Here is a 25,330-nt window from a genome sequence, read left to right on the forward strand (position 1 = left end):
TCAGGGGCGCTTCACCACCAGCTTCCCATTCATCACTGCCCAGTGGCCGGGGAAGGTGCAGACGTATTCGTAGACACCTTCCTTCTCCGGCGCGGTGAGTTGCAAGGTCTCCTTCTGGCCGGACTCGACCAGCTTGGTTGCACCGAGGATCCGTGAGTCGCCATCCGGAAGGTAGGCGCGGCCTTGCTTGTCGAGCTTGTCGGGGGCTTGCGCCTGCACCGCGGTGGCGACGGCCTGGTAGGTGCCAGGCTGCACGAAGACCAGGTTATGCGGCATCTGATCCGGATTCTCGAAGATCACCTCGAAGGGCTTGCCCGGCTCGACGGTGATCTCCGCGGTATCATAGCGAAGTTGTTCCGGCACCGCCTTGATGACGAAGACGTTCACCTTCAAGTCCGCCAGTACCTTGCGAGCAGCAGTGGCGCGATCAGGGGAAAGCAGTGACGCAAGCTCATTGGCCACCTGCACCACCTCGCTGTAATCCTGCGTCGTGCGGCTGTCCGCAGGCACCTTCTTCGCCCACGTCACCAGCGAGGCCGCCACGGAATCGGCGAGATCCTTCGACCACGAATCACGCGGAAGCTGCGAGATGGCCTTGGCTGCGGAAGGCACGAGATCACCCGCTTGGATCAACTTGGCGAGGCCCGCGAAGACCTTGCCCGGCTCCTTCTTCATCGTCACCAGCGCGCGGATGGCGGCACCACGCACACCAGCGGACGGATCGTTCGGCACCTCGATCTTCGAGGTCAGCCGCGGTGCAGGAATACCCACCTTCTTGAAGAGCTCCTGGCGATTCTCATCGAGGACCGTGAGCGTGAAGCCATCGAGACGATCCTCATAGCCCTGGCGATTCCACACCGCGATTTCCGAGACCGGTTGGCCGGACTTGAGGTCGAGCTCCCACCATGGGTGATCCTCGCCCTCCTCGCTGTGGGTCTGGTGGCCCTTCTCGTAGATCGCATCGGTATCGCCATCGATCGCCCGCTTCGCGACGCCATTGTGGGCCGTGCTCGATTGCTTGGCCGTGCCGTTCGGGGCGACGTTCTGGCCATTGGCAAAGACCTCCACCTCGGCCAGCGTGAGAGTGCCCTCGCGCGGAAGTTCAATGCGGACATAACGGGCGGCTCCGTTCTTGTTAGAGGCAGCAGTGTTCAATTCCGGCGGAAGCGCGGAAAGCAGCGGCAGCACCTTGTCGAACGCACTGTCCCGCAGGCTGCCGTCGGCCACCTTCGGCAGCGCCTCGAGGAAGTCAGTGAGCAAGGCCGGCGACTTGGCGGCAGCCGCCCAAACCTCATCGACACCGCCATCGGCGACGATCATCGCGGCGATGGCCGACTGCCGGACGCTGCCGGAGACCTTCGCCACCGCAAGCTTCTGCAGCGCCGGACGAGCCGCCTTCAGATCCGCAGGCGGCTGCTGGAGCAGCAGTCGGGAAAGATCATCCCCACCGGCACCACCGCCGGAGAGAGTGCCTAACAAAACGTCCAACGGCTTCGCACCACGGAGCTGCGCCAAGTCGGCCAATGCCTGTTGCCGCTGCGCCGCAGGCACACCGGACCTAGTGAGCAAGGCAGTCAGCGTCACCGGCGACTTCGGCAGCTTCGCAAGATCACCGGTGCTCACCGAGCCCAGCACATATTCAATGCCAGCCGGATTGTCGGCGGCGAGCGCCTTCCCTTCGCTGACGGCCGCCTTCCACCACGGCTCCAGCTGGCGCATCGTTTCCTTCAGGCAGTAGTCGATGTAGTAGTCGGTCGGGTGCTTGAGCGCCGTCAGCGCAATATCGGCCGCTTCCCATTGGCGGAGATAGCTGGCCACGCGCACCGCCTCCAGGCGCACGCGCGGTGCTTCGTCATCGGCCGCGACTTTCAGCAGCGCCAGCGCATCCGGCACGCGGTCACGCCAGTAGCCCATCACCCGCACGCCCTGGGCGCGGGCTCGCGGATCGGGCGACTTCAGCACGCGCTTGAGCAGGTCCAGATCCACGATGTTGTGCCACTGGTGCACCCACAATGCTTCGAGCACATCATGTTCAAACGTGGGATCCTTCGGATCGAGCACGCTCAGCCACGCCTGCACGCTGCGAATGACTTCCTTCGAGTCGCGCTTGCCGAGCTCGATCTTCGCGCGCATGCGCACATCGTTCTCCGGCTCCTTCAGCAGCTCGATCAGCTTCGCCACCGGCTCGCCGTCGATCTTCTTCGGCTCTAACAACGGACGACCCTCGTAGGTGATGCGATAAAGCCGGCCGTGCTGGTGGTCCCGGTTCGGATCCCGCAGGTGATGCTGCAAGTGACCGATCAGCATCTGTGACCAGTCCATGAAATACAGCGAGCCATCCGGCGCCACCGTGATGCCGGACGGACGGAAGTTCGGATTCTTCGCAATGTCCGCCTCGATCAGATTCGGAATCGTCTCGCCTTTGATGCCGGAACCTTCCTCGCTGAGCTTCGCGCGGAAGATGCCCTGCACGCTGATGACATTCGTGTTGAGGAACAGCCCCTGCCAGTCATCCGGGAAATGGCGGCTGGTCAGGATCGCAGTGCCAGGGCACGGGCGCGACGGACGATTCCAGAACTGCTTCATGTTCGGATGCGCGCCGCTGTCGAGATGGCCGCTCATCGCCGGGCCGAAGTAGTTCGCATTACCCGTCGCGTCGGTGATCAGGTCATTGCCCCAGTAGTCGAAGACACGGCCGTGCGGATTCGCGAAGCCGTAGGGCGCGTGGCGCATGAACTTTCCAGTGAGCGGCTCATAGCGGTAGATCCCTCCATCGGAGTTTCTAACAGGACCATTGAAGGTCTCCACGTTGCTGCGGTGGAAAACGCCATCGCTGAGGTAAACCGCACCGCCCGGCTCCAGGCACATGCTGTTCGTCTCATGGTGCGAATCCGCGGCATCCAGGCCATGCAGCACCCGCTCCTTCGAGTCGGCTTTCCCGTCACCATCGGTGTCGCGGATGTACCACAGGTCAGGAGACTGCATCAGCAGCACGCCATCCTTGTAGAACTGGAAGCCCGTGGGGCAGTTCAGCCCGTCCGCGAAGGTCGTGCACTTGGCCGCCTTGCCAGTCTTGGGATCGAGATCGAATACCAGCAGCTTGTCGAAGTTCGTCGTGGTCGGCGTGGTCTCCGGATAAGTCGGCCAGGCCGAGATCCACAGGCGTCCTTTCGTGTCGAAGGCCATCTGCACCGGATTGATCAGCTCGGGGAAGGACAGCTCGCTGGCGACAAGCTCCACCTTGCAGCCCGGGGCGAGCTTCAGGTACTTCATCGACTCCTCCGGATCGAGATACGGCGTCTCATCATCACGGTTCGGCGGGACCAGATTCACCTTCGGCAGGTTGTTGTCAGCCACCTTGAGATCGCCGCCCTTGGCGACCGCCCACACCCGCTGGTCACGGTTGGCGGTCTTCACATCGCGCTGGGCCAGCTCCTCGCCGAGCGTGGTCGCGTTGGTCACGCCCTTGTAGGCGATGCGCGAACGATCACCGAAAATGTTGTACTGATCGACCGTGCGGTAGCGATGGTGCCACTCCAGGTTCTTCTCAATCACCGCGGTGCGGATCTTCTCGACCTGAGGGTCATCCAGCGACGGCGGCTTCTTGCCAAAGAGAGCCTCGAACTGCACCGGCGCGAGCTGGCGATCCCCTTCTTCCGTCAGGTGAATGCCATTGATCGTGAGCGGCGAGCCGGCCTTGGCGTAAAGGTCCTTCGATGGCGTGAATAGATCCACGAACGGCACGCCCTTCGCCTTCGCGACCTCTCCCATCGCCTTGGTGTAGAGCGCCAGGTTCGCATTGTTCGCCTCGCCATTGGAGAAATCAGGACTCTTCAGATCCTCCTGAGCGATCGGCGAAAAGAGCACCACCCGCGGCGCCCCCTGACCATTGTATTTTGCCGCAAGCTGGGCATCGAGGTAGCTGCCGAGTTCCCCCTTGAACTTCTCCAGCCCCTCCGGTCCATGGAAGGACTCATTGAAACCCCAGTAGGCGAAAATCACGTCCGCGCCGAAGTCCGTGCCGGCCTTGTAGATGGTCTTCGGCTCGCCCGGCTTGGTCGAGTCGCCCTTTTTCATTGAAAGGAACCACTCCGCCGGCGGCACGTCGGCGGAACGCGGATGCACCGCCACCTCATCCGCCGGGAAGCCAAGATTCCGCACGGTCAGATCCAGATCCGGATAGGCCCGGTGAATCAATGCCTCGAGCCACGCGGCGTGCTGCTGGCGATCCGCCAGGCCACTGCCCACGATGGCGACGTGATCCCCCTTTTTCAATGAAACCAACGGCTCCGCGGCAAACAATGCTCCACCGGCGGGAACAACTAGGGCGGCAACGCCGAGGCGGAGAAACGCAGGATTCGTGATCATGACGGCTTGTGGCAAATATGGTTCAGAAAGGCAACAATCTCCATGATTGCACGGAGACGGCGGAGCGTGACCCGCTACGGCGCGCCGCTTCCGGAATCTTTCTCCAGACACAAAAGGGTGACAGCCGATTGCGCGTTTCCATGGAAGCTTTGCGCATTTTCCAAGCCTCCGTTCGAATCTCCCTCGAATTTTTCACTGAAGGAATCCGTCCGCGAGGTGGTATTCCTGCCGCGCCACGCACCATGATTCGCACCGCACTACTCCTCTTCTCGCTCGTCTCCACGCTCCACGCCGACGTGACGCTCGACATCGAGGCCTTCGGCAAGAGCCTCGGTGGCTGGGACGCCAAGTCGAAGCATGCCTGCGACTACGATCTCTCCGGCTCCAGCTACCGGACCTACAGGCCTGAGATCACCCCCACCCCCGACGGCGGCATCTTCGCCTCGGTCCGCATCGACCACCGTCGCGGCTGGCTCGCCAGCGACGACCACGCCGTGCTGGAAGTCACCATCGACAAGAATGGCTCCATCGTTTCCGCGCAGTCGAACCTGGCCCTCCAAGGCAAGACGATCTCCAGCGACGTGATCCGCACCGGCGGCAATGTCGGTGCTGGCGTTCCCGGCGTGGGCGCGGTGGTGAAAGTCGGCGCGGACATGACCGCGGACCTTTCCTCGAAGCTGCTGCGCGAAAAGATCGTCGAGCCCGGCCGCGTCAATTTCCCCTCGGCCGTGCGGCACAACTACAACCTCATCTTCCAAGCGATCCGCACGGCCAGCGACCTCGCGCCGAAGCAGGAAGAGGCCAAGAAGCCGGAAGAACCGGTGCAAGGGCCCGTGAAGCCACCGACGAGCGCCGCCAAGCTGGAGGTGCCCGGTGCCGGCGAGAAGACCGAGATCAAGAAGTGAACTTCCTCGCGGGCTTCTGCGGGCGGTGATGGCTCACAAAAAAGCGGACGGATGAGACTCATCCGTCCGCTTGGTTTTCTCTCTACCCGGTGATTCGTCTCACGGCTTGAGCTGGAAGAACCGCCTTGGCGCAGCCTTCGTGTCGATCAGCAGCGGGCTGTCGGCGCTCAGGTCAGTCCACGGCGGCTGCAGGTTGTCCGAGTACTGCATGGTTCCCAGCGGCCACTCGAGCTTCAGCAGGCTGGGCAAGGCGCCAGTGATCGAGAACGAGTCGATCTTCCATCCCCCCGCCGAATAGGCATCGTCATAGGCTCCCATGAAGCGGACCTGCACCGTGGTGCCCGCCGTGGCGCTGGCGAGCAGCGTGGCGGTCGTGGTGTGGAAGGCCGGATAACCCGCGGACGCTCTCAGGAAGCCCTCTTGGCCAGCCAATGCGCTGTTGGTCCCTGCTGCCAAGGTTCCGTCATAGCCATTCAAGGTGAAGGCGGATCCCGGCACGCGCGTGAACGCCCCGCCGTTGACACTGATCTCCAGCGCACCCGCATCGTAGTCTTCCTCGAAGTTGTAGCTGTGCGAGAAAGAGATCGCGACCGCACCTCCCGCATTCACCGTGTAGATTGGCGTCATGAGGTAGGTCGTGTTGGTGCCGACTCCCGTCGCGGCATCCGTTCCGAAGCTGAACCACGAGCCATTGCTGTAGGCCCAGTCCGTTTCCGGCGACACCGGGGCGCTCACGGTGAATCCGCCGGCGCTGGTGCTGAAGTCCTCGTTCCCCGACGGAGGAACGATCGAGATCTTTGGCTGGGTATTGATCGCCCCCTGCGCCAGCACCAGCGAGGAGCTGGAAACCACCTGCAAGGTGTAGCCCGGCGGGATGGTTCCGCTGAGCGTGGGCAGCGGCCCGGACATCGTGCCGGTGCAGTTTGCGAGCTCATACGAGGGAGCGGTGACGCCGCCCGGTCCCACGTTCAAGGCGATGGAAGCACCCGCGCCAAAGGTCAGGTTGCCATTCACCGTGATACGGTCGGAGACCACCGCATCGATGTCGCAGCGGTAGGTGCCACTCAAGGTCGCCGTGCCGGTGGCAAGCGTGCCGATCGCCGCATTGCCGGGAACGATCGACGCTCCGGATGCCACCGTCAGCGGACCTGCGAGCGAGCCGGTAGCTTCGAGCGAACCCTCGTTAACCTGCACGGTGCCGGAGAAACTGTGGGCAGTGCCGTCCGCCAACTTCAAGGTTCCGGGACCAGTCTTGGCCACAATGCTCGCCGCAGAATCTGCCGCGCTCGCATCGGTGTTCTCAAGTTCCGCGGCGATGATCAGGTCGGCCCCGACCGCGGTATTCGCCACACTGATCGTGTGCGTGGCCGCGCCGGAAATCGCCACACCCGAGTTGCCTGCATTGGTGCCGCTGCCCAGGCTGATCATGGAAGCACCGGAGCCGGTGACCGTGATGCCGCCGTTGAGCTGGAAGCTCTCACCATTGTAAGCACCACCCCCACCGGAATAACCGAGCATCACCGTGCTGGCATTCAAGGCCAGGTTCTTGAGGTGCGCATGGCTGGTACCAGTGGCACCGATGGCGGTGCTGCCACCGGAAATGACGTTCAGCGTGGCTTGGTTGAGCACCACCGAGATCGAGTTGGCCGCGGTCGGGAAGGCATTCACGCCGCGAATCTCCATGGTCGCACCGGGACTGACCGTGACCGATTGGTTGGCCGCGAGACGGTTGGTGTTCTGGCTGCCGTCGAAGGCAACCGTGCCGGTCTGGATGGAAACGCTGCCGCCAATGGTGTTGGCCATGTTTACCAGCACCGTGCCGTTGCGATTGAAGACCTCATTGCCCGCACCGCTGATCGCGGCACTTCCTGACGTCAGCTCGAGGTTCCCGCTCCCGGTCACGGTTAGAGACGCGCCGGTGGCCACCGTCGTGGCGCTTGAGTAAGGCGTGCCGGTCGGCAGCCCGATATCAAGCGTCCCTGCATTCACGGCCACCACGGCATTGGCATAGAGACCCGTGACCATGCCAGTGCCGAGCTTCAGGGTGCCCCCGTTGATCGTCATGGTATTCACGAAGAGATCGTTCACATTCATCTGCAAGGTGGACGTCCCGTTCTTCACGATGCCGCCGCTGCCCGTGCTGAGTGAGAATGGCCCGGTGATGGTGTAGTTCTTCGTGTTGCTATCCACGGTCAGGTTCATCGGCTGGACGTTCTCCGTGAGCGTCGCCGTCAATGCCGTACCGCTGTCATCGAAGACCACGCCGAAGTCCTCGGAATAAGGGACACCCGTGCCGGCCGTGTAGGTCTTCCAGTTGACCGGCCCGCCAATCGTCCACTTCCCGGGATTGACACCATCGGTGCCGGTCCACTTGAGCGCAGGCGTGACATAAACCGCCGCCACATCGCTGGTGACCGAGGCTCCCCCGCCGAGATTGGTGACCACCACGGTGTACTCATACGGATTGGTAACGGGAGTGTTCGCCGCTGCGGTCACCGTCAGCGTGCGTGAGTTCGAATTCGGCACATTCACGCCATCCTTCTTCCACTGGTAGGTGAAGGGCGGAGTGCCGGTGGCATCGACGCTCAAGGTATACGATTGCCCTTCAGGAATATCGCCAGCGGGAGAAACGTCCGGCAAGTAGTTCACCAGATCCACGCCGGAACCACCCAAGGCCGCATCGTAAAGTTGCTTCACGCGCCCCGGCGTCACCGCCTTGTCAAAGACCGCCACCTCGTCGATCTCACCGCGGAAGAAGTCGCCCGTGGCGGCGAAGACGCCGCCGCCACCGATGTTGAAGTTGAAGGCGCTGGTGCCGTAGTTGGCAATGGTGCCGCTCAACTGGCCGACTTGGACGCCATTCAAGTAGAGCGTCGCTTTCGTGGTATCGCCGGTCAGGACGATGAAGCCCCACTGGTCATCGGCGAAACTATACGGCGTGATCATGTTGCCACCGCGGGCGCTGATCCATGACTCGATGTCGGCGCCATTGGTGGCATCGCCGAATTCGAGCAGGTCATTCTGGCCGAAGTAGCCTCCGCGGACCGAGTGCACCGCACCCCGCTTCACCCAGCCCATCACCGTGAAGGCGGAGCGATTGTTCAGCAGGCTCAGCGCCGTGCCCACGTAACCATTGGCCGTGGCGAGCGAGAGGCATGAGTTGTTCGCCCCGAAGCCTTGGAAGCCGGAAGACGGAGCCGGACCGGTGGCCGTGTTCTTCGAACCGGCATAATAGGCGCCGTTGGCAGAGGCACCGAGGTTGCCCGCATTCGTCGCCACCGGCGGCGTGCGGGGAACGAAGGCCGCTTCCCCGACTCGCCAGTAACCGGCAGGAGCCGCCGCAAGCACCAGCGAGTCATACGTCTGCGACGGCGAGGGGCTGATGCCATTGTTGTAGTGGGCCAGCACCTGCGCACCGCTGAGCACGCTGGTGTAATACGCGGGCTCGTCGAGATCACCCGACCATCCGAAGGCGCCGTCGCGGGAGCCGAGGGTGAGCGGCCGCGTGTTGTTAGGCTCGTAGGTGGAGTTGTTCGGTCCGCTCGGCGTCACCACCGCGCTGGTCGAGCACAGCACGCCATTCACATAGAGCTTACCCTGGTTCGTCGTACTATCCCAGGTGGCCACCACATGGTGCCAGGCTCCGGCCGTGACCGTGCCGGCTCCCGAGGTGATGCTGAAGGTGAACGTACTGCCGTTGCGGTTGTAGGCGCGGAAATTGAAGCCGGTGGCGGCGTCACCTTGGTAGATGAGCCAGCCGGCGCGACCGTAGACGTTGTCGTTCTCGCGAAACGATGCGATCGGGCTGATCAGCGCACCGGTCGCCGGGATCGACGTCGGCTTCAGCCACACTTCGGCGCTGAAGGATCCGGCATTGTTGATCGCAGCCGTGTTGGGAATTTCCACGAGATTCCCGGCACCCTGCACCGCGGTATTGGCGCTGCCCGGGAGAGCCCCCGGCACGCCCCGGACGAAGCCGCCGGTATAGCCGCCATTCGCGGCGGCCCCGGCGCTGCCAAGATTCACCGCGGGACTCGGCAAGTCATCGGTCGCCACGCTATCGTTGAAGCGGTAGTAAACGATCGGGTTCTCGCTCATCACCTCCGCCGCGTAGTCAGCGCGCAGGGTCGGGAGAAGCGAGGCGGAGAGGAGGGCTGCCAGCAAGGCACACCGGGAATTCGGCCGTCGGGACAGCCATTGGGTACGAGGTCTCATGGGGTCTTTGGTACTGGGATTTTCGAGCGTCGGGGGCCACTCGGGGTCGTTTTTTTGAGCCAAATCCAAAAGAAGCACGCAGCGCACCAGTGCCTTCACACCAGAATCTCACTTAATGCATCACTTTGAGGCATTCAGCTCACCTAGCACGCTGATTAAAGTCACTTTAATGGGCAATAAATGACTTAGATCAAAATTTCACACCAATTTCACGCGCGTCACAACTCGCTAAGAATCAAATTTTTGTGAGGAAAAAGAATTTTTATAGCCACTCTAAGTGTACGACAGCAATTGTGCCGAAACACGAGTGATTCCTTGTTTCGGAACAATTCACCCACCGCCGAATTTCCCCCCAACGCGCAAAACCTCAGCTTCGCGCTCCCAAGTCCCGGCGTAACTCTTCCACCACGGATCGCAGCTCTGCGGTCAACTCGGTGACAGGAGCTTCGGGATCAAAGCGCAGCCGGTGATGGAGTGCCAGCGCCTCCACCAGCATTTCCGGCTGCGGCAGTCGTGACGAAAGTCGCATCAGCCACGGGGCCAGTGGCGTTCCCGGAGGACGCTCGCCCAGCAGCTTGCGCGCGGGTCTTTCCAAGGCAACCAAAGGCGTCGCCGCCACCTTGGCACCCCGCAGGCGAGCCTTCTCCGCATCCAGCCGGCTACGCGATCGCCACAGGTTCCGCCCGATGTAGGCCATGCCGAGGGCAAGGGGGGCAAGCAGGCCCAGGGTGATCCACATCATGTGCCCCGGCTGATCGCGCCATACTAGCAAGTCCTCGCGCACCCGCTGGAACCAGTCGCTCAGCCCTTGGAAACGTTCCACTCGCGGGGTCTCCATCCCCAGCCAATCGGGCGGCGTGAGATCGACATCGATCCAGTGCTTCGACTGCGCATTCCACGCCCGGCACCAGGCGTGCGCGTGGGTGCCGCGGAGCAACGCCTGGCCGGTCTTCGGCTCGATCTCGGCGACCACGAAGCCGCTGACGTAGCGGGTCGGCACTCCGCCCTCACGCAACAGCAACGCCGTGGCAGTGGCGAAGAACTCGCAGTGGCCGGCATGGCTGCTGGTGAGGAATTTCGCCATCAGGGTTCCATCCGTGTCCGGATCGAAATCCGCCGCGGTCTTGTTGTACTTGGTGTATTGGAACGTCAGGAAGTGCCGCCGCAAGCGCGCGATCTTTTCGTCGAACGGAACCTCCTTCAGGTGGAGCGCGGTCGCGACCTTGGTGATGGCCGCGGCTTCCGACGGGGGGATCTGAAGCTCCGGCTCCACCGTCACCCGCTTCTTCGAGTCCGGGGAAACCGGCGAAAAATCAAAGCGCCGGCGGTCATAGGAACTGGCCGAAGCCTTCCATGGCGGCAACTCCGGCGCGAGGCCTGGATCCCACAACACCCGCGCGTCCGCCACCGGCTGGGACGGCTTGAGACGGAAGGTGCCGAAGGGATTGCGCTGGAATTCCTGCGGATTGAACTGATGAAGGCTGGCCACGTTTCCCGGCAACGGCAGCAGGGTATAATTTCGCGTTGAAGGGGTGGCGCCCCGCAGACGGAAGCGTGGCAGGCTGTGATCGACGGCGACCTTTGGATCCGGCAAGCCCGGCACGGCGATCAGGAACTTGTCCTCCAGATCATCCGGGTTGTCCGGATTGGTAATTTCCGAGACGTCGTCGAAGCCATCGTTCTTCTCGTTTTTCGGATCGCCGGGTTTGGGCGGCAAGTCTGCCTTCCAAACCTCTCCTTTCGGCACCTCCTCCTTTGGATCCGCGCCTTTCGTATCCGCGCCTTTCGTATCCGCGCTCTTAGAATCCGCGCTCTTCGGATCTATTTTTGCCGGCAGCAAGTCAGCCTGCCAGCTCTGGGCGAGATAGGTGTTGTAAGACGACACCCGCAGCAGCTTTGGCAGCGGCCCCTGCTCCGGAATCAGCCGCCAGATGATCTCCTGCGACATCTTCAGCCTCCCCAGGCTGCCGATCGAGGTCATGCGGTCGCGGGCATATTCCGAGCTGTAGCCGCCATCGCTGGAACCCAGGGTGGTCAGGTAGCGATAAAGCTTCATCAGGCCGATCTCGCCGCCCACCCCCATGAACGAAGACGCCAGGATCGAGAGGAAGAAGGCGACCCCGACCTGCGTCCAGGCACGCCCGCTCACTGACAACAGCCCCCACGCTCCCAGTAGCACCAACAGGGGATAAAAAGCCGGCACATCCGCCTGCGACCCAAGACAGGAAGCCAGTAGCGTGGCGCACAGATAGACATGGCCAAACCCGAAGCGGACCTCGCGGAAGGGCAGCCCGTGCTTCCGCGCATGATCCCGCCGCCGCCTCACCATCATCGAAAAGGTCGCGAGCGTAGTGGTCGGGGACATCCCATACGCCTGCACGAACTCCAGCGGCAGCAGCACCACCGGCAGCCAGGTAAAGACGATCGACATCGTCGCGAGCCGCGCCCCGTTCAGCAGCACCAGCATCATCACCACCACCAACAGCAGCACCGACAGACGCCAGGCATTGAGAAAGGCGCGTTCGCCGAAGTTCCAGCGCACCCGCGTCCACTGAGCACCCTCCACCAGCATCGCGCAGGCAAGCCCCGGCACCACGCGATCGGTCATCACGCCCCAGAACAGGAGCGCGGCACCGAGCAGGAAACGGGGCGGAGTCATCGGATGTCCAAAGTGGTCGGTTGCAAGTTCACGTCAATGTAACGCCCGGGGCGAAATCAGGCCAGTTCTTCGAGTGGCCCCCTCACAATCGCCTCGGCAGTTTCATCAGGTCCGCCGCTAGCTCGGACGAGCGCAGGAAATGACAGCGCGGGATCGCTCCCGGCTTCTCCCTCACCACGACCATGGCCGAGGTCTCGATTCCCATCCGATTGAGCCGTTGGAGCAGCTTCGCCCGGCTTGGCGACCAGCCGGCGAAGACGCACAGGCACCCGGCCAGATCGTCGGAGTGGCGCTGGACCAGCTTCCCGAGCGAGTCGAAATCCTCAACCGGCGAGCTTTCCACCCCCGCCAGCACTTCCAGCAGGGTCTCCGAGCGCGCGATCCCCTGCCCGGCCGTCACCACCCGTTCACGACCGGCGATGAACATCAGGTCGATCAGCGACTCCTGCGCATCCACCGCCACCACGAACGACGCAGCGACCGACACGGCATCCTCGAAGAGATCGTCATCTCCCGTCGCAGGAAAGGTATCGAGGATCAGCCCATGGCGTGGGAAAAAGGTGTCCTCCAGCTCCTTCACCACTGGCTTGCCGGTGCGCGCCCAAGTCTTCCAATGGATCAGCCGCAGCGGATCGCCCGATTGATAATCGCGCAGGCCCGTGAACTCACCAGTGGCCCCCGCGTGCCGCGCCGTCGCCTCGCCGCCGGGCTGGAAGCGCGCACTGCCGGGCAGCTCGAACCTCGGCAGCGGATAGCGTTTCGGCAGCACCGCCAGCAGGGTCGGTGGCGACGAGGCTTTCACGCAGCGTTGGAAAAGCCCGAGTGGGTCGGGCAGCAGCACCCGCAGATCATTCAGGCGCACCAGTCCGCGGCGGCGTGGGGTGATCGTCACTGCGACCTGGCCGCTGGCCCCCAGTCGCTCGACGACCGGACTGCGCCCGCCATCGAACGAGAGGCGCTTCTCGTACAACCAATTCCAGCGGTAGTAGGCAAATTTCCGGTCGAAGACATTGCGCAGCTTTTCCCCCGGCTCCTCGCTCAGCCGGAAGGTGGCCTCATCCGGCCGCGGGTCCGGCGGCGTCTCCTGCAGTTGGAACCGCTTCAGCGGCCGGCGGCGCAGATTGCGCAGGGACACGTGATAGGTCACCGGCAGCCCGGCCGTGGCATGGGCGGGCAGGTCGCGCACGGCTTCCAATGAAGCCCGCCGGAACAGCGTTAGAAATAGCGCGGTCATCATCAGCCCGCAGACCAGGGAAAACGACTGGAACACCGGCGTCTCGGCATTCCCCGCCGCCGCTCCCGCCGAGATCACCACCAGGATCATCAGCGCGATCCCCGGCGGCCGCACCCGTCGGCGGAACCAATGGTTGAGCTGCGTGCCCCGGACGTAAAACTGATAGACCGGATTCCGCGGAAACAGCCGCCAGCGCTTGGCAGGTTTCGGTTTGGGCCGGGTTCGGGGCATCGGCATCAAACTCCATCGCACCTCGCGGTCCGCCAAGTGGAAACCACGCCGCTTCACCAATCAGAATCGCTCGCACAATTAACTTTGCATCACAAAGTTTATCCTTACTTTGCCCCCATGCGCCCATGGATGCTTCAAGGACTGGCCATCGGATGCCTGCTCACCGCCGCCGCGGCAGTCGTCCAAAAGGAGACCTCCAAGGCGACCTCGCCCGAAGCCGCAGCCGATCGCAAGTTCCTCTCGGAACGCTCGCACAGGTCACCCTCAGGAGCCTCCCCCGCCAAACTTCCCACGAAGATGCGCGGCCTCCGTAAGGACGAGTCCTACGCCAGCCGCATGCAAAACAGATTCGAGGAAGGCGACCACGTCACGGTGGGCGGTCAGGTGTATTCTCCCGGACCCGTGCTCGTAGGTTCTTCGTCCACGCTCCAGTCGGTCATCGCGAAGGCGGGCGGAGTGACACCCTTCGGAGCGCTGAATCGCGTGAGGCTGACACGCGGAGCCACCTGCACGGAATACAATCTCAATACCGCAGAGGGGCGCGACACCGCCGTTCAATCCAAGGACACCATCGAAGTGCCCCAAAAAAATGTGATCGGACGATAGCCGTGCTCACCGACCCACAGGCGGATCAGTGGACCTGCCCCAGCAGATTGTCGAAGGCCCGCGCCATATCCGCGTCATAGCTCGGCGCATTGCCCGGCAGGTTCGGCCACGCGAAGCGGATGAAGAGCGTCTTGTCCGGCAGCACCTGCGTCCCGTCCAGAATGCGGTAGCGGGTCACCCCTTCGATTTCCGCGTAAGACTCGATGTCCCAGGCACCCTTCCGGCTGCTTTGGAGGCTGGTCTTCACAAATCTCCGCTTGGTGCCCGCCAAGGCATCCTGCGCCTGCTTCGAATTCGCCTGATAGGCCCCGACGACGACATTGGTCGAGTTCTTCCCGGCCTTGTCCGCGGGGTTCGGGATCTGGAAGACACACATCGCGATCGGGAACCCCGGCTTGTCCATGACCACCTTCCAATGGGAAGGCGGGTTGATCGACAGCGGCTTCGACGATGCCGGAGCCGTCGCGTCCACCACCGGCTCCGATGAACTCGTGGGCCCGGAGCAAGATGCGATCAAGGCGGCGGCAGCAAAGATAAGGGGAAGGCGCATGGAATCTTCTCTAACGTGGCAACCCCGCTTCCGCTTGGCAATCCGCCAGATGAACTGGGAGCGCGGGATTTATCCCGCCCCGCAACTCACGCCGCCCGATGCCGCAGCCGGTCGATGATCACCGCCACCACGATGATCACGCCCGTGATCACCTCGGTCCACGGCGTCGGGATTCCATTCAGCACGCAACCGGTCCGGATCGTCGTCATCAGCAAAGCCCCGATCAACGCACCAAGCACCGTTCCCTCACCACCCGAAAGACTCGCCCCGCCGATGACCACCGCAGCGATGATATCGAGCTCCAGGCCCATCGCCGTCGTCGGATCGCCTTGCGAAGACTTGGCCATGTTCATCACCGCGGAAAGTCCGGCCAGCGCACCGCCGATCATGTAAACAAACAGCTTCGTCTTCGCCACGTTCACCCCGCAGAGCGTCGCCGTGTTCTCATTCGAACCCACCGCGAACACGTGCCGTCCGAACCGGGTATAGCGCAGCACCAGCGTGAACAGCACGACCAGCGCGATCATCAGCCACACGCCCCACGGAATCCCCGCGCCACCCATCCACGGCTTGTAGGCCGTCACGTCGAAGGGAAGATTCACCGGCGTCCCATGGGTCGCCACTTTCGCGACACCGCGGAACGCCTGCATCGTGCCAAGCGTGACGATGAACGGCAGCAGCTTGAAACCGGTGGAAAGGCCGCCGTTGATCAGACCGCACAAGCCACCGGCGGCAATCGTCCCGAGGAAGACGGCGGCCGGTGAAACATTCTTCGTCACCATCGTCGCCCCCACCGTGCCGCACAGCGCAATCATCGAGCCCACCGAGAGATCGATGCCACCCGAAATGATGATTAGCGTCATCCCGATTGCCGCGATGCCCACGATAACCGTCTGGGTGAGGATATTCAGCACCACGTCCTCCGTGAACATCGCCGGATTCCACGCACCGAAGATCCCATACACGATGAGCAGCGCGATGAACGGACCGAGGAGGGTAAGAATGGATTTGAGGCGCATGTTCTGCAAAAAGGGAGCGGCGGCCTACGACCGTCGGACTTCACCGCCGCCGGGAAGATCCGCGGCTTTGCCGGTAGCGACGAGCATCACGTCGTGCGGAGTGAGTTGATCGACCGGCACCGCCCGGGTGAGTTTGCCCTGGCTCATCACGGCGATACGATCGCAGACACCGAAGAGCTCGGGCAGGTAGCTCGAAATGATGATCACCGCGCGCGGTCGCTTTTCATCAGTCACAACCTCGTTGATCGCTTCGTAAATGCGCGCCTTCGCGGCAATGTCGATGCCGCGCGTCGGCTCATCTAACAGCAGCACATCGACATCGTATTCCAGCAAGCGCGCGAAAGCGGCCTTCTGCTGGTTGCCCCCGGACAGCGACCCAATCGCCTGACCTGGCCCCTGGCACTTGATCCCGAGCTTTTCAATCCACGCGGCCGTCGCCGACTTCTGCTTCGCCGGCGATAGCGTCCCACCCGCGCCGAAGCGCTCCAGGCAAGGCAGCGTGACGTTGTCAGCGATGGAAAGATTCAGCGCGAGCCCCTCTTCCTTCCGATTCTCGCTGAGCATGCCAACCCCCTGCTTCCAGCGATCGCGTGGCTTGCTTTTCCCCGCTCCCGGCGTGGCGATCTCCACCGCCCCGCCCTTCACCGGATCGAGCCCGAACAACGCACGCAAAAACTCAGTCCGCCCCGAGCCCACCAATCCCGCGATGCCCACCACTTCGCCACGATGCAAATCAAGCGTGACGCCATCCGGCTTGTTTCGCGCACCGGTCAGTCCTGAGACGGCAAGGATCCGCTCACCCGCAGTTCTCTCCGTGCGCGGATAGAGATCCTCCACATCACGCCCCACCATCAGCGAAACGATTTCCTCCGGCTCCGTGGTCGCCACATCGCGGGTGCCCACCACCGAACCATCCCGCAAGACCGTCAGTCGCGAAGCCAAGCGCTTCACCTCCTCAAGAAAGTGCGAGATGTAGATGATCGAGATCCCCTGCGCCTTCAGGCGATCAATCAGCAAAAACAGCCGCTCGATGTCCTTCTGCGCCAGCGACGAGGTCGGCTCATCAAAGACCAACAGCTTGCACCCCATCGCCAGCGAACGGCCGATCTCGATCAATTGCTGAGCGGACACCGACAGCGTGCCCGCCTTCACATCCGGCCGGATGTCCGGATGATCGAAATGCGCCAGCGCTTCCATCGCCCGCGCACGCATCACCTTCCGGTCCACAAACGGCCCCTTCCTCGGCTCCATCCCGAGCACGATGTTTTCCTCCACCGTCAAATGCGGCGCAACCGACAGCTCCTGATAGATCATCCCAACGCCACACGCCCGCGCATCCAACGGATTCCGCGGGCAATACACCTGGCCATCGAACTCCATCTCGCCCTCATCCGGCGCATGCGCCCCGGACAGCACCTTCATCAGCGTGCTCTTCCCCGCCCCATTCTCACCGACCAAGGCATGCACCTCTCCCGGCAGGATCTCAAGATCCACCCGCCCGAGCGCAATCGTCGGCCCGAAGGTCTTGCGAATGCCCCGCATGACGAGGCGTGGAACGGAGGAGGACATGAATGAGAAGCAATCAGTCGGAGGACCTGGGTTTCGCCTCCTTGTCACGCGCCGCCTGCACCTTCACGAGGATGCCCTCCAAACTCTCCCGGAGAGCCTTGTCCTCGACCATGAACCCCTCTCCCTGCCACTTGAAGGTTTGCAGGCGCTTGAGACGATTCACACCCGTGTAGTCACCCGCATTCTCGCCCTCCGTCACTCGACCCCGCTCGGATTCACGGAACTCGGCAGTCACCGGACGGCCATCGAGGTAGTGAATCGTCCATTCGGTCGTCACCGCCGAGTGAACGGCCATGGCTCGCACGCTCATCATCTGACCATGGTCAGACACCAGCTCGATCGTGGCACCGTCGCAGGCAGGCTCCCATTCGATCTCCGAAACAACGGGATCCGCCTGCGCGGCAATCGCGGCCAATAGCAGAAGAAACGCGTATTTCATGACCTTGGTTGCTTAAGCATGATACAGCCCCGACCGCCTCTGGCTTTTCACTGATCACCCGGCACTTCAGGGAATCTGCGTCTTGATCAGCGCCGAAATCTTCGCGTCTTCCAAGTTCGCCGGCGTAATGAGCGTCGCACCCGTGTCCACCACGGCCTCAACCTTCTCACCCTTGAGCTTGGCCACGGCGGTCTTCACCCCGAGGTAGCCCATGTTGAGCGGATCCTGCAGCACGCTGCCCTGCATCTCGCCCTTCTTCAGCGCATCGATGAAGGTCGCATCACAATCGAAGCCCACGAACTTCACCTTGCCCGCGAGGTTCTTGCCACGCAGCGCCTGAAGCATGCCGTAGGTGCTGGTCTGGTTGCTGGTGAAGATGCCTTGGACCGAAAGCCCGCCACCCTCGGCGAGGCGAGTGATCAGATTCGTCGCGGTGTCCTGCGCTTGGCTCGCGGTCACGCCCGCATACTGCTCGGCGCTGGCCACCTGGATGTCCGGGAACTTCTTGATCTCATCGAGGAAGCCTTCCTCACGCTGCTCGGTGGAAGCACTGCCCTGCGCATAGCGGAGCACCGCCACCTTGCCCTTGCCCCCGATGCTCTCCGCCAACGCTTTCGCCGCGATCCGGCCACCCTGGCGGTTGTCGGTCGCCACATAGCTGGCGATGAAGCCGTCACTATCAGCCAGCGAGGAATCGAAAATCACCACCGGCTTCTTCGCTGAAACTTCCTTCACCACATCGCGCAACGCCACGGCATCCAGCGGGGCGAGCACGATCGCGTCGTTCTGCAGCGCCTGGTTCTTCACGAGGTCGATCTGCTGCGAGCGGTCGTCCTCCTTCTGCGGGCCCACGAAGGTCATCTTCACGTTGAGCTCGTCAGCGGCCTTCTTCGCGCCGGCCTCGACCGATTTCCAGAAGATGTGGGTCGTCCCTTTCGGGATGACGGCGACGCGGAGCTGGCCGGAGGTGGCGCTGCCGGACTTGTTGCAACCGGCGAGCAGCGCGGCAGCGGTGAGAGCGAAAAGAGCGGTGGATTTCATCTTGGGTTCGAGTGGTGATTCACTGACGGATCGGTCGCTGAAAGTCACGCTTGCTGCGCGCCTTCCACGGAAACCACCCGTTAGGGGTTTCCATACAGCGGTCCGTACTGCGCACATGCACGGAAATCCGCACTTTCCAAGTCAGCAGTGCCAAAGGCTCGCCATGCGCTCGGGCGGAAAATCCGCTCCTCGCTGACATTGTGCATGTAGACCGGGATCCGCAGCATTGAGGCCAGAGTCAGGTAAAGGTGGCCGATGTGGCCGTGACTCATCACGCAGTGGTTCGCGCCCCAATGGTTCATCACCTCATAGGCGCTACGGAAAGGACCCCGGCCATTAAGAATCGGTGCGAACCAAGTGGTTGGCCAAGTTGGGTTGGTCCGCTGGTCGAGCGCGTCATGCACATCTTCCGGCAAATCGATCGTGTGCCCCTCCGCGATCTGGAGCGCCGGACCAAGGCCATCCACCAGGTTCAGCCGGATCATCGTCGCCGGCATGCCACCGCGCGTGCGGAACCGGGTGCTCAGCCCGCCGCCGGGGAAATACTCGGTGATCGAGGGATGCCAGATCGTCGCCTTGAGGCACTCCTCCACCTCCGCATCAGTGATGTCCCAAAACGGCTTCATCGCCGGTACCCCGCCAATCTCTTGCTCACCAGTCCCATCCAGCGCCGCCGGACCGGAATTGATCAGGTGAAGGATGCCATCCTGCACCAGCGGATGACTGAAGTTCTTGCCGCTCGCCTGCTCAATCGCCGTCGAACTCCAATACGTCCGCAGGTCCGCGAAAATCTGCGCCGTATGCGTGAGCAGCCAGCCGAACAGCATGCCCGCCCCATTGAGCGCATCGTTCTCAGTCGCCACGATGTAAGGCGCGCGCTTCCCATTCCAGTCGAAGGACGAATTCAGGATCGCCTCAAGGAAGTCGCCGTTCGGAAAGTGATCCGTCCACTGCCGCTGCCCTTGGAAGCCCGCCGCGATGGCGTTGTGCCCCTGCGCCTGCTCGCCCAAACCCATCTCGGCTAGCCGCGGATTCCCCACCATCAGGTCCCGCGCGATCAGAGCCATCTTCACGCTGTCCTCCCACTCGCTGTCGATCTGCCCCCGGCTGCGGGTCGTATCCGGTGAGTTGTAATCCTTCCCCTCGGGGCAGTTCGCCTTCACCCACGCCAGCGCCTTTTCATACTCCGCGGGGTCATACCAGCCCTTCCGCATCCGCCCGGCGAACTCGCTCATGTCGATCGCCTCGACCCGCATCCCCAGCCACTTTTCCCACATCGCCGGATCCACCACCGAACCCGCGATCCCCATCGAGGTGCCACCCATCGAAAGATACGACTTCCCCCGCATGATCGCCACCGCGAGCCCGCAGCGCACGAAGTTCAAAAGCTTCTCCCGCACATCCGCCGGGATCTCGGAATCACTCGCCGCCTGCACATCCTGCCCGTAGATGCCGAATGCCGGCAGCCCCTTCTGCGTGTGCCCGGCCAGCACCGCCGCCAGATAAACCGCACCCGGTCGCTCGGTCCCGTTGAAGCCCCACACCGCCTTCGGCACGTGCGGGTCCATGTCCATCGTCTCCGAGCCGTAGCACCAGCACGGCGTCACCGTCAGCGACACGCCCGCATTCTCGCGCCGGAACTTATCCGCGCACGCCGCCGCCTCCCTCACCCCACCGATGCAACTGTCCGCAATGACGCACTCGACCGGTGAGCCATCCGGATAACGCAGCTCGCGGGCGATCAAATCAGCCACCGCACGGGCCTGCTGGAGCGTGCGTTCCTCCAGCGATTCACGCACGCCGCCAAGACGGCCATCGATCGTCGGACGGATGCCCACCTTGGGAAAGGGCGAGAGTTTCATGAGCGCGACGCTGCGCCCGCCCCGCCGCCCTTGTCACGAAGGAAATGGAGATCCTTGTCAGTCAAATACCACTTTTAACCTGCCAACAATGGATCATTCTTTCCATCAATGGATTTTTTTGCTTCCATCAACTCATCCCTTCAGCACACAAAACCCATCGTGAGCCCGACCGATCCCAATGTGAACCCCGCGACTTTCATGTCGAGGCAGGTCGAGTCCTCGCGGGTCTTCTTCTACGACGAACCGGAGCCCGGCGATTTCGAGGTGAAGTGCGGCGGCTTCGAGCGCTGCCGTCCTGATTACCGCATCGATCGCACGGACTTTCCATGGTACGTCATCGAATTCGTCCACGGAGGCAAAGGGAAGGTCGTGCTGAATGGCGTCGAAACCCCGCTACGCTCCGGCGACTTCTTCCTCTACGGCCCCGGCATCGAGCACCACATCAAGACCGACCCCGACAAGCTGCTGCTGAAGTACTTCGTCGGTTTCTGGGGACCCGCCGCGGAGGAATTCTTGGAGCGCTACGAACTCAAAATGGGCGTGGTCTCCCACTGCCTGAAGTCCGAGCCGATCCGTCGCGCCTTCGACACCCTGATCGACCGCGGCTCGCGGAACTCGAAATACTCGCGCCCGATCTGCACCGCCATCATCCAGCAGCTCCTGCTAATGTGCCGCGAGGATGCCGTCGACGCCGGCAGCACCGAGACCCGCGCCTTCGCCACCTTCAGCCGCGTGAAGCAGTGCATCGAGCAGAACTACCTCGACCTCGGCACCCTCGAAGCCGTCGCCAAGGCCTGCGACCTCGACGCCCCCTACCTCTGCCGACTCTTCTCCCGCTTCCACGACGAAAGCCCCTACCAATTCCTCACCCGCCTGCGCATGCAGCACGCCGCCTCCCTCCTCCTCGAAGGCAGCAGCTCGGTGAAGGAAGTCGCCGCCGCCTGCGGCTTCCCCGACCCCTTCCACTTCTCGCGCGTCTTCAAATCCGTCCACCGCGTCCCCCCCTCCCGCTTCCGCGACGCCATGCACGACAAGCTCCCGCGCTGATCCACTTTCATGTCTCCCGCCGAAGAACTCGTCCAACTGTCCCGCGAACTCGGTCGCGAGGACCGCCACCTCGCCATCCTCGGCGAAGGCAATACCTCCCACGACCTCGGCGACGGCACCTTTCTCGTCAAAGCCTCCGGCACCTCCCTCGGCACGCTTTCCACCGATGGACTCTCGCGCGTCTCCCACGAGAAAGTCGACGCCCTCCTCTCCCGCGAAGACATCACCGAGCAGGAAATCGAAGACGGCCTCGTCGCCTGCCTCGCCGACCCGGCTCACAAGAAACCCTCGGTCGAAACCTTCCTCCACTCGCTCTGCCTCCGCGAACCCGGCGTGAAATGGACCGGCCACACCCACACCACCTCGGTGCTGGGCATCCTCGCCAGCAAGCACGGAGCACAACCCTTCCTCCGCCACGTCTGCCCGGACGCCATCGTCGTCTGCGGCCGCCACGTCCTGACCATCCCCTACATCAATCCCGGCCTCGACCTCGCCCGCGCTGTCCGCGATGGCCTCGCCAGATTCCGCGCCGAACACGGCAGGCCGCCAAAGGTCATCCTCATGGAAAACCACGGCCCCGTCGCCCTCGGCTCCAGCAGCAAGGAAGTCCTGAACATCATGCTGATGCTCGACAAATGGGCCCGCGTCCTCCTCGGCACCTTCGCCGCCGGCGGCCCGAATTTCCTCCCCGAAGAAGAAGCCGCGAAAATCGACAGCCGCCTCGACGAGGCCTACCGGCGGAAGATGATCGAGGCAAAGGCCTGACCTCAGCCTGCCGGCTACTTCTGCCCCGTGGTCTTCTTGACCGCGTCGACGCATTTGCCGATCGCCGCCAGCGACTCCTCATCGGCGTTCGGTCCACAAGTGAGAGTCACGACGAGTCCCTGCGCTTCCTTGATCTTCTGACCCGGAGGAAACGCGGGGAAGCGGACAGTGCGCACCGTCAGCTCCCCCTTCTTCTCGGTCTTATCCTCGAAGGCCGGAATCTCGGTCGCATCGCGAACCGCCACGTCGAGCTCGATCAAGTCGTCCGAGGCCGGGCAATCGGGTGCCGCCCGTTCGTGAGTGCCCGCTCCGCGAAGCACGAAGCCCCGGTTGGTATTCCGGAGCACGGCACCCAAGTTGTTCTCCATCACCGGAACGTAGCATTCCTTGAAGAGCGCCACCGGACTGTCTAAGGGATTCTTCGCATCGTCTTTTGCCCCGGCGGGCAAAAGACAGGAAGCGATGATGAGAGGGAGGAAAAAACCGGGTTTCATCGGCGACGATACGCCGCACTTATCGGGACTTCCTCACCGGACGGCCGGTTGCATCAATGATCGTCGGCGTAACCGCCAGCACCATCCGCGATCCATCCGCTCGCGTTTTGGTCGCAATTCTCGTCCCGCCATCCGGGGTCTGCCCCACCGCAACAATAGCGACAGGCTTGCCGTCTCGAATCGTCTGATCGAACTCAGCCTTCACCTGAACGCCCAAACCTAACAAATAGGCCTGGAAGCGGAGCCTCTTTCCAAAATCCTGAACTGTCGAAGGGTCATCGAACCTCGTGTCACCTTCCCATTGCGGAACATATTCCTGAACTCCCGGGATCTGGCGCAACTGAGCGAGATCATGGTCGGACGCAATGCCATTCGCCGGGACCGTCCACGATTGGCCGGCAGGGATCTCGAAAGTCCGATAGCTCAAGTGATACTGCAGGGGAATTTGCTGCACCATCGAATCCACCATGCCTGACGTCATGACCCGGTCGGATGGACTGCGGGTTTCCACATGAAAGCGCGATCCCACGACGGTCAGCCGCGTGGACGGGTCGAGCGAAACGCCCCGCTTCTCAAAGGCACCGCGGGCACCCCATTTCCGGTCGTAGCCGCCCCCGGCGACCCGGCTAAGAAAATCAGGCGGGACCGAGAGCGTCTCCTGCATGAGTCGGTTGTTATCGCGGGAAACCTTTGGCACCTGGAATTGGTAAACATTGCCACGCCTCTTCCAATCCAACCCCGAGGTCGCCGCGATCTCGCGGACCGCATGCTCAAAATTGTCACCCGCGCGGAAATTCAGCGGCCGCTCGTATCCCGCCGGCACTTCATACGTCAGGTCGAGCGGCACCTCGCCCGCCTTCCGGCAGCTGGATCGATACTCGCGGTCCAACTTTTCCAGCGCCGCTTTCGTCCCCAAACCCTGCACATACACGGTCTTTTCGAGGTAAAACTCATCGAGCTGCTCCGCCCGGTGGATCTTCCGGCCATCCTCCGCCACGGCACGATTTCCGGAAACCGACGTCGCGCACGAGGTGATCGCGCCAATCGAAATCGCCACCAGCAAGGCCTTGGACATGAATGCAGGACTCTTCTTCATCTTCCCACCATCTGGAAGCGCCTATCTCCGGTCAATCAAGTTCCCCGGCATTCCCAAGCCCCATGGCCAGCACTTCCACCCGCGGGAGATGATCAAGGCGAAGGCCTGGTCGTGCGCTATCGACTCCGCTTCACCGGCCGAAGCGTCGCATCGACGGCCGTCGGTGTAACCGCCACCACCACCCGCGAACCATCCGGCCGGGTCTGGCTTGCGATTCGTGTCACTCCATCCGGAGTTTGACCCTCGACGACGACCGGCCGACTGCCCGGCGCCGCTTGGTCGAACACAGCTTTCCCCTGAACACCCAAGCCGAGAAAGCCGAACTGAACGGAAAGCTTTCCTCCCTCGATATACCCTTGGGACGGCTTGTTTGACCTGAGATCGAATGGCTGGGCGATCTCTTTGACGCCCCGAATCCGGCGTAGCTTGGCCAAGTCTTCACCTGAAATAATGCCGTTTTCAGGTCCATCCCACGATCTACCGGCCGGGATCTCGAAGGTCTGCGTCTCCAGGCGGATTTCCAGAGGATAACCCTTTTTGACAATTTCAACTGTCCCGAAAATGGCAGCCGCATCACCTCGATCCCGCGTTTCCAACCCAAGCCATGAGTCTTTCATCGTCAAGCGGGTGGATTTGTCAAAGGACACACCCCGCCTCTCGAATGCCACACTTACCGGCAGTCGCGTGTCCTGAGGCTCGTCACTGATTCGATGCACGAAATCAGGCGGCACCTGATACTTCTGCCGCACAAGCCCGTCTCCACCCCGCGGAGCTTGGAAGTGGTAGGTGTTGCCACGCCGCGCCACCTCAAGCTTCGAGGTCGCTGCGATCTCCGCGACGCCTTGCTCAAAGCTCTCGGTCACCGTGAAATTCAGCGGTTGGTGGTATCCCGCCGGCACCTCGTAGGCCAGGCCCAGCGGCACCTCGCCCGCTTTCCGGCAGGTTTCCCGATAGGCTCGGTCCAGTTTCTGGAGCGCCGCCTTCGTCCCCAGCCCATCCAGCTTCACCGGCTCCTTGAGGTAAAAGTCATTGAGCTGCTCCGGCCGGTGAATCGCCCGGCCATCGGCCGCCACCGCCCGATCTCGGGAAACCGAAGTCGTGCACGACGCCATCGCGCCGATCGAGACGGCAGCCAGCAAGGCCTTGGGCAAGAATGCGGGACTCTTCTTCATCATTAATAGAATCCGAAGCCGTCGCCATCCGGTCAACCCGGATTCCCGCCATGAAAGC

The 25,330-nt window shown here is 62.6% G+C and carries 17 protein-coding genes; 4 read left to right on the forward strand and 13 right to left on the reverse strand.

Annotated elements, in window-relative coordinates; translation table 11 throughout:
- Positions 1 to 4,368 carry a DUF7133 domain-containing protein gene (locus tag WKV53_RS08470; RefSeq protein WP_341404137.1) on the reverse strand — a complete coding sequence of 1,456 codons (4,368 nt, stop codon included), beginning with the start codon at positions 4,366 to 4,368 and terminating at the stop codon, positions 1 to 3.
- A gap of 242 nt (positions 4,369 to 4,610) precedes the next feature.
- Here WKV53_RS08470 and WKV53_RS08475 point away from each other — a divergent pair, with 242 nt between their 5' ends.
- Positions 4,611 to 5,273, forward strand: coding sequence for a hypothetical protein (locus WKV53_RS08475; RefSeq protein ID WP_341404138.1), 663 nt, complete (start codon positions 4,611 to 4,613; stop codon positions 5,271 to 5,273).
- Positions 5,274 to 5,372: 99 nt separating this feature from the next.
- Here the strand turns inward: WKV53_RS08475 and WKV53_RS08480 are convergent, their stop codons facing one another.
- From WKV53_RS08480 to WKV53_RS08490, 3 genes are all read right to left on the reverse strand, one after another.
- Positions 5,373 to 9,488, reverse strand: coding sequence for a LamG-like jellyroll fold domain-containing protein (locus tag WKV53_RS08480; protein WP_341404139.1), 4,116 nt, complete (start codon positions 9,486 to 9,488; stop codon positions 5,373 to 5,375).
- 367 nt (positions 9,489 to 9,855) lie between these two features.
- On the reverse strand, positions 9,856 to 12,147 hold the full coding sequence (locus WKV53_RS08485) for a transglutaminase-like domain-containing protein (protein ID WP_341404140.1): 2,292 nt from the start codon (positions 12,145 to 12,147) through the stop codon (positions 9,856 to 9,858).
- 82 nt (positions 12,148 to 12,229) lie between these two features.
- Positions 12,230 to 13,612, reverse strand: a complete 1,383-nt coding sequence (locus WKV53_RS08490) for a DUF58 domain-containing protein (protein ID WP_341404141.1) — start codon at positions 13,610 to 13,612, stop codon at positions 12,230 to 12,232.
- Positions 13,613 to 13,729: 117 nt separating this feature from the next.
- On the opposite strand from WKV53_RS08490, the gene WKV53_RS08495 reads away from it, so the two are divergent.
- Positions 13,730 to 14,218, forward strand: coding sequence for a polysaccharide biosynthesis/export family protein (locus tag WKV53_RS08495; protein WP_341404142.1), 489 nt, complete (start codon positions 13,730 to 13,732; stop codon positions 14,216 to 14,218).
- Positions 14,219 to 14,243: 25 nt separating this feature from the next.
- On the opposite strand, the gene WKV53_RS08500 is transcribed toward WKV53_RS08495, so the two are convergent.
- From WKV53_RS08500 to WKV53_RS08525, 6 genes are all read right to left on the reverse strand, one after another.
- Complete coding sequence (locus WKV53_RS08500) at positions 14,244 to 14,768, reverse strand: hypothetical protein (protein ID WP_341404143.1); 525 nt, start codon at positions 14,766 to 14,768, stop codon at positions 14,244 to 14,246.
- Positions 14,769 to 14,854: 86 nt separating this feature from the next.
- Positions 14,855 to 15,787, reverse strand: a complete 933-nt coding sequence (locus WKV53_RS08505; RefSeq protein ID WP_341404144.1) for an ABC transporter permease — start codon at positions 15,785 to 15,787, stop codon at positions 14,855 to 14,857.
- Between the two features lie 24 nt (positions 15,788 to 15,811).
- Positions 15,812 to 17,356, reverse strand: a complete 1,545-nt coding sequence (locus WKV53_RS08510) for a sugar ABC transporter ATP-binding protein (protein WP_341404145.1) — start codon at positions 17,354 to 17,356, stop codon at positions 15,812 to 15,814.
- A gap of 13 nt (positions 17,357 to 17,369) precedes the next feature.
- Entirely contained in the window at positions 17,370 to 17,795 is a 426-nt protein-coding gene (locus tag WKV53_RS08515) for a hypothetical protein (protein ID WP_341404146.1), read from the reverse strand.
- Positions 17,796 to 17,861: 66 nt separating this feature from the next.
- Positions 17,862 to 18,836: an ABC transporter substrate-binding protein gene (locus WKV53_RS08520; protein ID WP_341404147.1), complete on the reverse strand. Its 975-nt coding sequence runs from the start codon at positions 18,834 to 18,836 to the stop codon at positions 17,862 to 17,864.
- Positions 18,837 to 18,916: 80 nt separating this feature from the next.
- Positions 18,917 to 20,698: an L-fucose isomerase gene (locus tag WKV53_RS08525; protein WP_341404148.1), complete on the reverse strand. Its 1,782-nt coding sequence runs from the start codon at positions 20,696 to 20,698 to the stop codon at positions 18,917 to 18,919.
- A gap of 159 nt (positions 20,699 to 20,857) precedes the next feature.
- On the opposite strand from WKV53_RS08525, the gene WKV53_RS08530 reads away from it, so the two are divergent.
- Positions 20,858 to 21,745: an AraC family transcriptional regulator gene (locus WKV53_RS08530; protein WP_341404149.1), complete on the forward strand. Its 888-nt coding sequence runs from the start codon at positions 20,858 to 20,860 to the stop codon at positions 21,743 to 21,745.
- Positions 21,746 to 21,754: 9 nt separating this feature from the next.
- Complete coding sequence (locus WKV53_RS08535) at positions 21,755 to 22,510, forward strand: class II aldolase/adducin family protein (protein ID WP_341404150.1); 756 nt, start codon at positions 21,755 to 21,757, stop codon at positions 22,508 to 22,510.
- Positions 22,511 to 22,524: 14 nt separating this feature from the next.
- Here the strand turns inward: WKV53_RS08535 and WKV53_RS08540 are convergent, their stop codons facing one another.
- From WKV53_RS08540 to WKV53_RS08550, 3 genes are all read right to left on the reverse strand, one after another.
- Positions 22,525 to 23,004, reverse strand: a complete 480-nt coding sequence (locus WKV53_RS08540; RefSeq protein ID WP_341404151.1) for a hypothetical protein — start codon at positions 23,002 to 23,004, stop codon at positions 22,525 to 22,527.
- 19 nt (positions 23,005 to 23,023) lie between these two features.
- Positions 23,024 to 24,100: a hypothetical protein gene (locus WKV53_RS08545; protein WP_341404152.1), complete on the reverse strand. Its 1,077-nt coding sequence runs from the start codon at positions 24,098 to 24,100 to the stop codon at positions 23,024 to 23,026.
- A 116-nt stretch (positions 24,101 to 24,216) separates the two neighbouring features.
- Positions 24,217 to 25,275: a hypothetical protein gene (locus tag WKV53_RS08550; protein ID WP_341404153.1), complete on the reverse strand. Its 1,059-nt coding sequence runs from the start codon at positions 25,273 to 25,275 to the stop codon at positions 24,217 to 24,219.
- Positions 25,276 to 25,330: the final 55 nt, after the last annotated feature.

The organism is Luteolibacter sp. Y139 (genome assembly GCF_038066715.1).
GTDB lineage: Bacteria > Verrucomicrobiota > Verrucomicrobiia > Verrucomicrobiales > Akkermansiaceae > Haloferula > Haloferula soli.